General features: G+C 48.9%; 13 protein-coding genes. 8 read left to right on the forward strand and 5 right to left on the reverse strand.

Going from position 1 to position 13,179, the window contains the following annotated elements; translation table 11 throughout:
- The first annotated feature begins 115 nt into the window (after window positions 1-115).
- A complete protein-coding gene (locus tag BN1546_RS15460; protein WP_013373096.1) occupies window positions 116-670 on the forward strand; it encodes an NAD(P)H-dependent oxidoreductase in 555 nt (184 codons plus the stop codon).
- A gap of 10 nt (window positions 671-680) precedes the next feature.
- Complete coding sequence (locus BN1546_RS15465; RefSeq protein ID WP_090738208.1) at window positions 681-1,142, forward strand: hypothetical protein; 462 nt, start codon at window positions 681-683, stop codon at window positions 1,140-1,142.
- An 82-nt stretch (window positions 1,143-1,224) separates the two neighbouring features.
- Here BN1546_RS15465 and BN1546_RS15470 read toward each other — a convergent pair whose 3' ends face one another.
- Window positions 1,225-1,956 (reverse strand): ZIP family metal transporter, encoded by a 732-nt coding sequence (locus BN1546_RS15470; RefSeq protein ID WP_013373094.1) that lies wholly within the window; start codon window positions 1,954-1,956, stop codon window positions 1,225-1,227.
- A 281-nt stretch (window positions 1,957-2,237) separates the two neighbouring features.
- Between BN1546_RS15470 and trxB the strand changes: the two genes are divergently transcribed.
- Both trxB and BN1546_RS15480 read left to right on the forward strand, forming a co-directional pair.
- Window positions 2,238-3,179 carry a thioredoxin-disulfide reductase gene (trxB, locus tag BN1546_RS15475; protein WP_025674803.1) on the forward strand — a complete coding sequence of 314 codons (942 nt, stop codon included), beginning with the start codon at window positions 2,238-2,240 and terminating at the stop codon, window positions 3,177-3,179.
- A gap of 58 nt (window positions 3,180-3,237) precedes the next feature.
- On the forward strand, window positions 3,238-3,468 hold the full coding sequence (locus tag BN1546_RS15480) for a glutaredoxin family protein (RefSeq protein ID WP_013373091.1): 231 nt from the start codon (window positions 3,238-3,240) through the stop codon (window positions 3,466-3,468).
- A gap of 84 nt (window positions 3,469-3,552) precedes the next feature.
- Here BN1546_RS15480 and BN1546_RS15485 read toward each other — a convergent pair whose 3' ends face one another.
- Window positions 3,553-4,725, reverse strand: a complete 1,173-nt coding sequence (locus tag BN1546_RS15485) for an ROK family transcriptional regulator (protein ID WP_025674804.1) — start codon at window positions 4,723-4,725, stop codon at window positions 3,553-3,555.
- Between the two features lie 134 nt (window positions 4,726-4,859).
- On the opposite strand from BN1546_RS15485, the gene xylA reads away from it, so the two are divergent.
- A complete protein-coding gene (xylA, locus tag BN1546_RS15490) occupies window positions 4,860-6,176 on the forward strand; it encodes a xylose isomerase (RefSeq protein ID WP_090738210.1) in 1,317 nt (438 codons plus the stop codon).
- 56 nt (window positions 6,177-6,232) lie between these two features.
- Window positions 6,233-7,756 carry a xylulokinase gene (gene xylB / locus BN1546_RS15495; RefSeq protein ID WP_090738212.1) on the forward strand — a complete coding sequence of 508 codons (1,524 nt, stop codon included), beginning with the start codon at window positions 6,233-6,235 and terminating at the stop codon, window positions 7,754-7,756.
- A gap of 86 nt (window positions 7,757-7,842) precedes the next feature.
- On the opposite strand, the gene BN1546_RS15500 is transcribed toward xylB, so the two are convergent.
- From BN1546_RS15500 to BN1546_RS15510, 3 genes are read right to left on the reverse strand one after another with little or no spacing between them, the layout of a single operon-like run.
- On the reverse strand, window positions 7,843-8,019 hold the full coding sequence (locus BN1546_RS15500) for a FeoB-associated Cys-rich membrane protein (protein WP_090738214.1): 177 nt from the start codon (window positions 8,017-8,019) through the stop codon (window positions 7,843-7,845).
- Window positions 8,020-8,055: 36 nt separating this feature from the next.
- Entirely contained in the window at window positions 8,056-10,065 is a 2,010-nt protein-coding gene (gene feoB, locus BN1546_RS15505) for a ferrous iron transport protein B (RefSeq protein WP_090738216.1), read from the reverse strand.
- Window positions 10,056-10,364, reverse strand: coding sequence for a FeoA family protein (locus BN1546_RS15510; RefSeq protein WP_238791542.1), 309 nt, complete (start codon window positions 10,362-10,364; stop codon window positions 10,056-10,058). The genes feoB and BN1546_RS15510 overlap by 10 nt, the downstream gene beginning before the upstream one ends.
- 217 nt (window positions 10,365-10,581) lie before the next feature.
- Between BN1546_RS15510 and BN1546_RS15515 the strand changes: the two genes are divergently transcribed.
- Both BN1546_RS15515 and BN1546_RS15520 read left to right on the forward strand, forming a co-directional pair.
- A complete protein-coding gene (locus tag BN1546_RS15515; protein WP_090738218.1) occupies window positions 10,582-11,709 on the forward strand; it encodes a transglutaminase domain-containing protein in 1,128 nt (375 codons plus the stop codon).
- A gap of 49 nt (window positions 11,710-11,758) precedes the next feature.
- Window positions 11,759-13,135 carry an MFS transporter gene (locus tag BN1546_RS15520; RefSeq protein ID WP_040102871.1) on the forward strand — a complete coding sequence of 459 codons (1,377 nt, stop codon included), beginning with the start codon at window positions 11,759-11,761 and terminating at the stop codon, window positions 13,133-13,135.
- The last annotated feature ends 44 nt before the right edge of the window (window positions 13,136-13,179 follow it).

A 13,179-nucleotide genomic window follows, 5' to 3' on the forward strand; every position in this document is an offset into this window, starting at 1 on the left:
TGTTTTTGGATGTTCAAAGTATGCGTCAAACGATTCATAATATTCAGATGGATTCTAGGAAAGGTTAAGAGCGTATGCAAAAGGATGATCTTGCTGATAAAGGATGATGCGCATAATGACGACCAGAATCATGATTGTATATGACAGTGAAAATGGACATACCGAACGTCTCGCTCGCTCAATCGCAGAAGGAGCACGCCTGAATCACACAGAAGTGGCGCTAAAGCATGTGAATGAGGCCGATGTGAATGAGCTAGTAAGCGCGGATGCGATCATATGGGGGTGCCCGGGTCATTTTGGTACCATCAGCAGCGGTCTGAAGAGCTGGATTGACAAGCTCGGATATTTGTGGGCGCAGGGCAAGCTGGTGGACAAAATCGGTGCAGTATTTTGCACAACTGCTACCGTTCATGGTGGATTGGAATCAACGCTTTTGAATTTGATTACTCCTATGCTTCATCAAGGCATGATTATTGTAGGCCTGCCCGCTAGCATCACGGAAAATGCGCTCTACGGCTCCTATTACGGTGTAGGGGTAACATGTCCGGTGGAGACAGACCCCGATGGACCGCCCAACCTTCCAACGGGCGATGATCTTGCGTTAGGTCGCTCTTTGGGCAAACGGGTTGCTGAGATGGCGGGACGGTACCGTAGCGCTGAAAGAGAATAGGAGGCCGCCGATGACCATTGCTTTTATCGCAGTAGCTGTGGTTGCCTTGATCTTTTTGCTGGTATTTAACACAAAGATGACGCGCAAGTCCTCGGCCAAGAATCGCCCCAGCCAAGAGGAATCCCGGCAAAGAAGTAAACGTCCTTATCCTGTGCAAGTGGAACCCAAGGCGCATGAATTAGCGGAACATAACGGAGAGATGCCGCCTAAGGATTCCGAAGTTGAAGAACATCGTGCCAAGGAGCATCAGAAGTTGCCTGATATCCAAACGGATATGAAGGTGGAAAAAGATCGCAAGAACATAGAAGGTGCTTACGGGGATCAGGATTATCGTGCAGCTTTGCGTGGTTTTGCTGGAAAGGACGGAGAAAAGGATGGAGGTTCCCCAAGATCCAATGGGAAGAAAGGGACTTCCAAAAGTAAGGACGAACAGTACCGTGAAGCACTGCGTTCCATGAACCAAAAAAAATGAGGTCCCATCATTTGAACATGGCAAAAAGGCTGCTTTTCTGTCTGAATTACAGGCAGAAAAGCAGCCTTTTTGTGCTGCGCGGCTATAGCCATTCGGTTAGCCCGATCATCGTAATCAAGCCAAGAATAAAAGAGAATGTGGCGATCCGCTGGTTACCGTCCCCGTGACTTTCGGGAATCAGTTCCTTATAGACAATAAACATCATAGCCCCGGCGGCAAAAGCAAGGCCATACGGCACCAGTCCGTTCACCCAACTGCTTAAATAAAAGCCGATCAGACTGGTGATGATTTCCACAGCTCCCGTTAGGGTAGCAATGCCCAATGCCTTGAAACGACCGATGTTTTGATTCACAAGGAATAACGCTACAATAAAGCCTTCAGGGGCATTTTGCAGACCGATAGAGAAGGCAATGAGATTGCCTAGATTCTGAGTCTCACTCGCGTAGCTGACCCCAACAGAGAGCCCTTCCGGCAAGTTGTGCAACGTAATAGCTGCAATAATGAGAAAAGATTTGGACTCCAATTGAAAAGTTTTGGAATCCGGGTCCTCCAAATCGGCATGGGGGATATACATTTCCATCACCAGTAATACGAGGCAACCAAGCAAAATTCCCGCAGTCAGCACGAACCAATTGGAATGCTGGATCGCTTCTGGAATAAGGTTATACACGGATGCAGAGGTCATAATTCCTGCGGCATAAGCCAGCAGAACATCGCGAAGCCGATGCGTGATATTACGCATAAACAATATAGGTACGGCGCCGAGTCCGGTGGACAGGGCAGAAATTAAGCTACCTACGAAAACGTCATTCATAATCGGGATAATCCCTCCATACCTCATTTATCTTTAAACTTCGCTTCATGAAAACTTCATTTGACTGTTTACAGCTCTTTCCGCATAATGAAATTAGGATTTAGAATCAGTCTAAGTCATAAGAAGCTAGAAAACAAGTGATTCGTTTTTACAACATCCGGGTGTCCACTTTTTGGGATGAGCTTCTGCTGGCACTACTTTTAGAGTATATGCAGCAGCCCAGCGCCCGGTACCGAAAACTCGCTATATAATACTTATGATATTTTAGGAGGAACCAAGATATGTACAAGTCCATTATTATAGGTACCGGCCCTGCCGGTTTGACCGCCGCTATTTACCTGGCACGTGCTAATATGAACCCGCTGGTAATCGAGGGACCACAGCCAGGTGGACAATTAACCACGACTACAGAAGTTGAGAATTTCCCAGGCTTTCCTGAAGGAATCATGGGACCTGATTTGATGGATAATATGCGTAAGCAAGCGGAGCGTTTTGGCGCTGAATTCCGCACAGGCTGGGTGAACAAGGTAGACACAACTGCTCGTCCATTTACGCTGGATGTAGAAGGTTTGGGTGAACTGGTTACCGATACGCTGATTATTTCCACAGGGGCGACTGCCAAATACCTGGGGATACCCGGTGAACAAGATAATATCGGACGCGGCGTGAGCACTTGCGCTACCTGTGACGGGTTCTTCTTCCGCGGCAAAGAAATCGTTGTTATCGGCGGTGGGGACTCTGCACTGGAAGAAGCTAATTTCCTGACTCGCTTTGCTTCCAAAGTAACGTTGGTACATCGTCGTGAAGAATTGAGAGCTTCTAAAATTATGCAGGATCGTGCTCGTGCGAACAGCAAAATTGAATGGGCGCTCAATCGTACTCCTATCGAAGTAGTTGCAGATGAAAACGGAGTAACTGGCTTGAAAGTGCTAAACAACGCAACAGGTGAAGAGGAAATCATTACAGTGAGCGGCGTATTCGTGGCAATTGGTCATCATCCGAATACAGGCTTCCTCGAAGGACAAATTACAACGGATGCGAACGGTTATATCGTCGTCAATCCGGGTACCTCCGAAACAAACGTGCCTGGCGTATTCGCTTGTGGCGACGTACAGGATACACGCTACAGACAAGCGATTACCGCAGCAGGTAGTGGTTGTATGGCTGCTATGGACAGCGAGAAATACATCGAAAGTCTGGAGCACAGCGCACTTGCCCTGTAATGATATTTGGAAGTATGAATAAATATAATGTAACAAAATAAATGATGAGGTGATATTCATGGAAAAAGCAATAGTTTACACATCTACAAACTGTCCGCATTGCCGTCAAGTAAAAAGCTACCTGGCTGAAAAAGGTGTCGAATACGAAGAACGCAACATTGAAACCAATGAAGCTTTTGCGCAAGAGGTTTGGGATATGGGCATTCGCGCTGTTCCATTGACTTTGATCGGAGAAGAACGTATTTCCGGTATGAACAAAACCAAGTTTGAAAAAGTGTTGAACGCTTAATCCAACCTAACAGCAGATAACGGATTTTGCAAAATCCTAAGCAAAAAAAGCGTACAGGAACCTGAGTGTTCCTGTACGCTTTTTTTATAAAGATACACGTACACGCCCGAGAAAAGGAGCTGTTGCCGCATAGGCGGCACCTAGCATCGTCGAACGGCTGCCAAGCGTGGAGAAACGAATCTGTAGTTGCCGGCGGTGATAGGGCAGGGCACGTTCGTCAATCACTTTACGCATACTTTGCTCCAACCAAGGTCTGGCTTCCGCGAGTGGACCGCCAATGATAAGCATGCCAGGGTTGAGGCTGTTCACAATGTTGGTAATACCCACACCCAAATATCGCCCGATTTCACCAAGGACGCTTAATGTACTCACATCACCTTGCTGGGCAAACGGTAATAATCCCGCTGTATTATGTGCGGGCAGCTTCAAGGTGGATGCTACATACGCCTTCTCCGAAGCATACAGCTCCCAGCAGCCTCGGCTGCCGCAGGAGCAGAGGCGCCCATTCCAGTCAATGGACATATGCCCGCTCTCGCCCGCGTATCCCCAAGCCCCTTGATACGGCTTGCCATCAATGATAATTCCGGCCCCGATCCCGGAGCCTGCACTGATGTAGACCAGATCCCGCACCAGCTGCCGATGATCGGCGTCCATACCATAGTACAATTCGCCTTGTGCACCGACGTTGGCCTCATTATCCACCACTATGGGAAGACCCAGCTCTGTCTCCAGCTGCTGCCGCAGCGGAACCTCTTCCCAGCCCAGATTGGGTGCGAATAAAACATTTCCGGTTTCATCCACCATCCCTGGTACCCCCAACCCAATGCCGACAATACCGTGAGGGGAGGGAGGGGTGACCTGCATGAGCTTCTGAACGAGCTTACGGATTTGTTCGATGACAAAGTCAGGATCATGCTGGGTTAGAGAAAGGGTAAGCTCTGTTTCAATGGTACCTGCCAGATCGGTCAGAGCGCCCTTGATGTACTGTACACTAACCTCGATACCAAGTACAAAGCCTGCACGGCTGTTGAACAGCAGCATTAAAGGTTTGCGCCCACCGCTGGATTCTCCTAATCCTGTCTCATACACCAATCCATCGGTGATAAGCTCTGCAACCAGGTTGGACACGGTGGCCTTGTTTAATCCGGTTTGACTGGATAACTGTGCCCGGGATAGAGGGGCATGAAGGCGGATGCGCTCCAATACAATGGATTTATTCAGCTTTTTGACAAGCGCCTGATCGCCAGTAACATTCATGGTTATTTCCCTTCCTGTTGATGTAATTCCCGTTATTATATCATAAAAATAAACTTAGTTTAAGCAATAGACAAAGTTTCTTGGCTGTGCTAGAATCGTTTTTGTAAACGTTTACTACAAAGGAGGAACTTATAATGGCTTATTTCGAACAAGTATCCAAAATTAACTTTGAGGGCAAGCAATCCGATAATCCTTTTGCGTTCAAATTTTATAATCCTCAGGAAATAGTAGCGGGAAAAACGATGGAGGAGCATTTGCGTTTTAGTATGGCCTATTGGCATACGCTGGTTGCAGGCGGCTCTGATCCTTTTGGAGTAGAGACTGCGGAACGCCCATGGTCCAAGTTTACCGGACTTGATTTGGCGAAGGCACGTGTGGAAGCTGCCTTTGAGCTGCTGGATAAACTGAATTTACCTTATTTCGCCTTCCACGATGTGGATATTGCTCCTGAAGGCGCGTCACTGAAGGAATTTTACAGCAATCTGGATACCATCGTGGATCTGATTGAGGAGCACATGAAGGCTACGGGGAAAAAGCTGCTGTGGAACACGGCGAACATGTTTAGCCATCCACGTTATTTGCATGGAGCTGCGACGACTTGCAATGCAGATGTATACGCACACGCAGCTGCTCAAATTAAAAAAGGACTGGAAGTGGGCAAACGTCTGGACGCAGATAACTACGTATTCTGGGGAGGCCGTGAAGGCTATGAAACACTGCTGAATACAGATTTGAAGTTGGAACAGGACAATTTGGGACGGATGTTCCATATGGCCGTGGACTACGCGCGTGAAATCGGCTTTGACGCTCAATTCCTGATTGAGCCAAAACCGAAGGAGCCAACCAAGCATCAGTATGATTTTGATGCGGCGACGACGATTGCCTTCCTGCAAAAATATGATCTGGATCAGCATTTCAAGCTTAATCTGGAAGCTAACCATGCCACTTTGGCGGGTCATACTTTTGATCATGAAGTACGTGTAGCACGGGTTAACGGCATGTTGGGTTCCCTGGATGCCAACCAAGGTGATTTGCTGCTGGGCTGGGATACGGACGAATTCCCGGTTGATCTGTATGATGCCACACTAACCATGTATGAAGTACTGCAAAATGAAGGATTAGGCCGTGGCGGTATCAACTTTGATGCCAAGGTGCGCAGAGCATCGTTTGAGCCAGAAGATTTGTTCCTCGCGCACATCGCAGGTATGGATACGTATGCGAAAGGATTGAAGGTAGCGGCCAAACTGATCGAGGATCGTGTGTTTGAGAACTTTATTGAGAAGCGGTACAGCAGCTTTAAAGAAGGCATTGGAGCAGACATTGTATCCGGAAAAGCAACGCTTGCTTCCCTGGCTGAATATGCTCTGGCGAACGAAGCACCACGCAAAAACGTGTCCGGTCGTCAGGAATATCTGAAAGCAACATTGAATCAATACATTTTGGCTGATTAATGCCGGAATATATATATGAATAAGGGCCGTACGATCACAGGGAAGGAGGAACTCCAATGCAGGAGAAGTTAAAACAGGAGCTGGAGCGCTATGTCATCGGCGTGGATTTGGGTACCAGTGCGGTCAAAACGGTGCTGGTCAACCGTAAGGGGCAGGTGGCTTATGAAACCTCTCAGTCATATCCTCTTCATCAGCCGAAAGCAGGGTATAGCGAACAGCAGCCTGAAGACTGGGTGCGTGGGACGTTAGCATCGTTGAAAGAGCTTGTAGAGAAGGCCGGAATCGCCGGAACAGATGCTGTGGACGGCATCAGCTTTTCGGGGCAGATGCACGGGCTTGTGCTGACTGACAAGGAAGGCCAAGTGCTTCGTCCAGCTATTCTATGGAATGACACGCGCACAACGGCACAATGCCGCCGTATTGAAGAACAGCTCGGGCCAGCGCTGCTAAGTATCGCGCGCAACCGCGCGCTGGAAGGCTTCACGCTACCCAAGCTGCTGTGGGTGCAGGAGCATGAGCCAGACGTGCTGGCTCGTGCGGCCCATTTTATGCTGCCCAAAGATTATGTGCGCTATTGTCTCACAGGAGAGTTGGCGATGGAGTATTCGGATGCGGCGGGCACACTACTGTTGGACATCGCGAATAAGCAGTGGAGCGAAGAGATCGCAGCTACGTTTGATCTGCCGTTGTCACTGTTCCCGCCGCTGGTGGAATCCTTTGACCAGACGGGTACACTATTGCCGGAGATTGCGGAGCAGAGCGGGCTTTCGTCTGAAACCAAGGTCTATGCAGGTGGAGCAGACAACGCATGTGGCGCGATTGGTGCCGGCATTTTGAGCGAAGGCCGCACCTTGTGCAGTATCGGCACCTCAGGAGTTGTGCTTTCCTATGAGGAACGCAAGGATATCGACGTTCAGGGACGGGCACATTTTTTTAATCATAGTGAGCAGGATGCTTATTATATCATGGGGGTTACACTCGCGGCTGGATACAGCTTGACCTGGTTTAAGGATACCTTTGCGCCGGAACATTCTTTTGATGCGCTGTTGGAAGATGTGAACTCGATCGAGCCAGGCAGCCGAGGGCTGCTGTTCACGCCTTATATTGTAGGCGAACGTACCCCTCATCCGGATGCAGCTATTCGAGGCAGCTTTATCGGGATGGATGCAGGGCATAAGCTTCCGCATTTTACACGAGCAGTGCTGGAGGGAATTACGTTTTCGCTCAAGGAATCCATTGATATTCTCAGAGGCACGGGCAAAACGGTGAATGAAGTGATTTCCATCGGCGGCGGTGCGCGTAATGAGACATGGCTGCAAATGCAGGCCGATATTTTTAACGCGGATATCGTCAAGCTGGAAAGTGAGCAGGGTCCTGCCTTGGGAGCGGCTATGCTGGCTGCATATGGTAGCGGGTGGTTTGAATCGCTGCAGGCGTGCGCTGAAGCTTTTCTGCGTGAAGCAGCAAGATATACGCCAAATCCGGAACGTGTGGCACAGTATGAAGGCTTATACGAGCTATACCGTGAAGTTTATCTACACACGCGGGAGCTAAGTGAGCAATTGGCGGTCTATCGGTAATACAGTGAACTTTGAACGTAAATGAGAAGCGGCTTCGGGTGTAGGAATCCCCGAAGCCGCTTATTTCATGGATGATAAGTTTTGGATTAAACACTTTTCTTCATTTTTGCATGACCTTCATTCACCGAGCTCACGGCACAGCCTGGGCATGACTTGCTCGATGAACAGCCAGCACAGGCGCCTTGGCGGCTTTTTCGCAAAAATCTTACCAGCACCCACGCACTGTAACCGAGGATCACCAATAAAATAATGATATTGACCATGGAATCCACTTCCTTTTATATACTCTAGGGTCTGACTTAACCCCAACCTAATAATCTGCCACACTGATAGATCAAGACGGCGATGATATATGCCACGGTCAAAGGATAGATCACAGAAAATGCGGTCCAGCGCCAGGAGAGTGTCTCCTTGCGAATAACCGCTACCGTAGCCAGACACGGCACATACAACAGAATGAACACCATAAAGCTAAATGAGGCAAGCGATGTAAAAGCATGACTGACTTGCAGTTCCAATCCCTGCATATCGGGAACATGATAAATGATATTCATCGTTGAGACGATAACCTCTTTGGCCATAAAGCCTGTAAGCAGAGACGCGCCTGCTTGCCAGGTGCCAAAACCAAGAGGGGCCAATAGAGGTGCAAACCATCCTCCAATCGTAGCGAGCAGGCTGTCATCCATTTCTACGCCAAAGCCCTGCGGACCGAAATTGGACAAGAGCCAGATGCCTACAGAGCCTGCAAGAATAATCGTTCCGGCTTTACGGACGAAGCCTTTGACCTTCTCCCATGTGCTGCGAAATAATGTAAGAGCCTGCGGCACCCGATAGGGAGGGAGCTCTACGATAAAGAGGGAGGGCTCACCTGATAAAATAGATACTTTGGAAAAAATTTTGGCAAGTATAAGCGATACCGTGATCCCTAACACATACATCAGCATGATAATGCTCGCCGCATGTGACGGGAAAAACACACCTGCAAACAACGCATAGACTGGCAAGCGGGCCGAGCATGACATAAAGGGTACCAGCAACGTTGTAATGAGGCGTTCTCTTGGTTGTTCTATGGTGCGCGCTGCCATAATAGCCGGCACATTACAGCCAAATCCGATGATGAAGGGAATGAAGCTTTTTCCGTTCAAGCCCACGGCTTGCATCAAGCGATCCATGAGTATTGTGACCCGTGCCATGTAGCCGGAGTCTTCGATCACCGAGATAATCAGAAATAAAATAGCAATTTGAGGCAGAAAAACAAGCACACCCCCGACCCCAGCCACGATGCCGTCCACGACTAGACTTTGCGTAAAAGCGGACGCGTTCAAGTGAACGAGTAATTCAGTAATCCAGTTGCTGAGTGTCCCTGAAAAAAATTCATCCAGCATATCTGAAAGAATGGTACCCGCCCAATCGAAGGTAAACTTAAAGGTAGTGTACATTAACAGTAAAAAGATCGGAATCCCCAAGTACCGATGAGTTAGCAGTGCATCCAGCTTATCAGTCAGGCTGTGCGGTCTGAGTTTGGATGTGTCAACTGCCTTGGTGCACAGCTCAGCAATCCATGCTGTTCTTACAGAACGAATATGTTGAGCAGGGGTGCTGGCATGCTCCTCCCTGAGAAGCTCTTCCTCGCAACGCTGGATGCGTGCAGTTACTTGCTCACGCTGTGTCTCATTCGTCATCCATTCCATGACGACCGGATTGTTTTCCAGACATTGCAGTGCAGCCCAGCGGAGCTGAGGCACAGATGTATTCGGCAGCAAGCTGCAAATATCCGCAATAGCAGCTTCGACGGCAGGGCCGTAATCTATTTGAAAAGCATTGGATGTATGTCTGACCTCTCGAAGGGAAGCAAGCATTTGCTTACTTCCACTACCTGTACGTGCCACCATCGGAATAATGGGAACGTTCAATTGATCAGCCAACAGTTCCTTGTTCACCCGAAGACCGGTGGCATCGGCTACATCGGTCATGTTTAAGCCGAGTACAAGCGGACGGCCGTATTCCAATAATTGTACGGTCAGATATAGATTGCGCTGGAGCTGGGAAGCATCCACGATGTTAATTAGCGCCGCAGGCGGTTCTTCCAGCAAATAACGGGTTGCGACCCCTTCATCCAGCGACAGAGGGAGTAAAGAGTAGGCACCCGGCAAATCCACCAATACGGCAGACTTGTCACGCAGGATTCCTGTTTTCTTTTCCACAGTGACGCCGGACCAGTTTCCTACTTCTGCATACGTACGAGTCAACTTGTTGAATAATGAGGTTTTTCCTGTATTGGGATTGCCGAAAAGAGCGATCATGTCCATGTCGGAACGACCTCCAGTTGCTTCACTTGATTTTGGCGGAGGCCGACTAACTGGCCGTTGCATTCAATGACGATCGGGCCGCCCAATAAACTGATCTTTTTTAAGCGTATAATGGAGCCTTCGTTGATGCCCATGTCTGTTAAACGGCGGCGCAATGAGGGGTGAAGAGGGGCAAGAGATTGCAAACGCACAGTCTGACCTAATGGTGTACGAAGGAGTGAGATACATTCTGCCATGGTGCTCAGCCTTTCTGATCTAGAATGAGAATCAATATCATTTACTTCCGATGCCAGTACCATATCATGAGGAGTACTAGATTGCTGTGATAAAATTCTCTGCGAACGACATGTTTATGTAAAGCCCTCCCTGTTATATAACAGATTAAGGTGTCGCAACCTGCCTTTAAATGCACTCATACCCGCTTGCAACCGACAAAACTAGAGCGTTTGGGGCAACTGTTTTTATGGTAAGATAGAGCTGTTTACAACTATGCTAAGAAGGGCAGGAACGCTCTGTATGAACAGAAAAATCGGGGTTAGGCTTGTAAAATGTCTGGTTGCAGGTGCAGCGCTGGCTGTGTTGCTGCCGCAGGCTGTAGAGTGGGGCAACAATGTGTATGCGGCGTCGGTCAAGCCGGCTCCCTCCGTATCATCGCAGCAGCTTCAAAACAAGCTTTTACAGGCAATGGCTACGCGGAGTGAAACGCTGACCTTTACATATCAAGGGCGAGTGAACGGTCTCAAGCAGCAGTTACAGACAGCCATCCAACAGGCGATGGAGAGCGATCCGTATGTGAATTATACGATCAAAAGCTACGCATTCAGCTATACAGGCACAACCACCTCCGCCCAGGTTACGATTCGTTTAAGCTACCGGGAAACGAAGGAACAGACGGCATATGTGGATAGCACAGTGCAAGCTGTGCTGGGGGATATCATTACGAAGGGAATGACGGATCATGAAAAGGTGAAGGCCATCCATGATTGGATCGTCGTTCGCCTGAAGTATGATGAAGCACAGCAAAAGTACACAGCCTATGATGGTCTGAAAACGGGAAGCACGGTCTGCCAGGGTTATTCGCTGTTGGCTTATAAAATGCTCGAACGAGCAGGGATTACAAATCGGATTGTGGAAGGTAGAGCAGGAGGGCAGTTGCATGCATGGAATCTTGTTTTATTAGATGGCCGATGGTATCACATGGATACGACATGGGATGACCCGACCCCCGATCGCGCGAACGAGGTAAGCACTTCATATTATCTGCTGACGGATTCAGAAATGCGGCGGGATCATTCGTGGGTTAAACAATATCCTCAGGCGAACACATCGTACCGCGAAACCTTATCGGCATTGATAGCTGCCGGAGGAGCAAAGGCTGCCGTGTATCAAAAACTGTACAATAACCTGGAATATCCATTGCAAGACGGCAAGGGACTGGTTAAATCATCAGCTGACATTAAGGAACAGGTTCGGAAGATGATAACTAAGGGAGAAACGTCACTTACTTTTGGCTATCAAGGGACGGAACGAAGTCTTAAGGAGGATTTACAGTCCTTGTATCAACTCGACTTGAAATCCATTTCCTATCAGATTACGGATCTCGGAAGTACCGGCAATCTTCGGGTAACCCTGAAATGGACTTAATTATTCGGCTGTAAAAAAGCCACCTTATCAAAGGAGTATTCTAATTTATATGCACAAGCGTTCCTTTACCTATTTGCTTGGCACGCAGACGATGTCCAATGCGGCCGACATTCTTTACATTATGGCACTTGTGTCGCTGGTTTTTCATGAAACAGACTCGATCTTCTCTTCAGTGCTCGTTCCGTTGCTGCGGATGGGGGCGCAGATGATCAGCGGCTTTTTGGCACCGCTCATTTTGGCCCGATTCCAGCTTCCTTTTATTTTATTCGTTTCCCAGTTTGGACAACTGGCTTTCTTCGCTATTCTGCTGGGACACTTATGGTCAGCGGGCACAGAGCCCGTATGGGTGATTGTGTTCGCGTTGGTGGCAGCCATGTCCTTTCTGGACGGCTGGACTACACCTGCTCGCAATGCACTGATTCCCCGCCTTGCTTCTGGGGAAGGACTCATGCGGGCAAACAGTCTGGTATCGGTCAGTGATCAGACGGTGCAATTAGCAGGGTGGGGGCTTAGTGGTGTGCTCGTAGCTATGCTGGGCTCGGAAAAAACATTGCTGGTGGCTGGCGGTCTGTATATGATAGCACTGATCTTCACCAGCTTGATTCGAGATCCCCTAGAGGGCAAAGCTCATTATTTGCTTCAGCCTGGAACAAGGGTACAAAATGGGGATTCCTTGGCTTCTGAGGTTGTAACCGAGCCGGGACAAGGGCAACATGACTTGCCTCCAGCGCAGTTGGAAGATAAGCTGTATGGTCCGGAATCAGAGAGCCCAGCGGTGCCTCCTAAACGTAAAAAAGAAATACTGCGTGAAGGCTGGAGTCTCATCGGAGCCAGTCACAGACTGAAGGCTCTTATTTTTATGGATATGATTGACCTGCTGGGGGGATCGGTTTGGGTAGGCGCGTTCACGCTTGCCTTCGCTCAGCAGGTCTTGCACAAGAGCGAGGCATGGTGGGGATACATTAATGCGGCGTATTTTGCAGGTGCGATTGGTGGTGGCATCATAGTCCTTGCCTGTGTCAAGCATTTGCAGCGCAGACTGCTGCCCGCTATGCTGGTGGGGATGGCAGGCTACGGGCTGCTGACGGCTTGGTATGCACTGAACACATTACCGCCACTAACGCTGCTTATCGTGCTGTTGATGGGACTACCTGCGGAAATGTCGGTCGTCTCCCGCCGCACGATGATGCAAATGAGTGTGTCGGTACATGATTTGCCCAAGGTGCTGTCCGCCCAGGCTACGCTGACAAGCCTGACGTTTTGTATTTCGCTGCTTTTAATGGGCTGGATTGCAGATCATCTGGGTATCGTTAATTTGTACTTGTTTTCAGCAGTGCTAACGATGATTGCTGTCATATACGGTATTTTTAGTCGTCGTGCCTTATCTATGTCTTTATCAGCTGAAGTAGCTACTTCTTCCAAATAAACAGAAAAAGAAAAAGCCCGTCTCCGGGCATATACAGGGGAACA

It is taken from the genome of Paenibacillus sp. Mc5Re-14 (genome assembly GCF_001049835.1).
In the GTDB taxonomy this organism is placed as follows: Bacteria; Bacillota; Bacilli; order Paenibacillales; family Paenibacillaceae; genus Paenibacillus; species Paenibacillus polymyxa_C.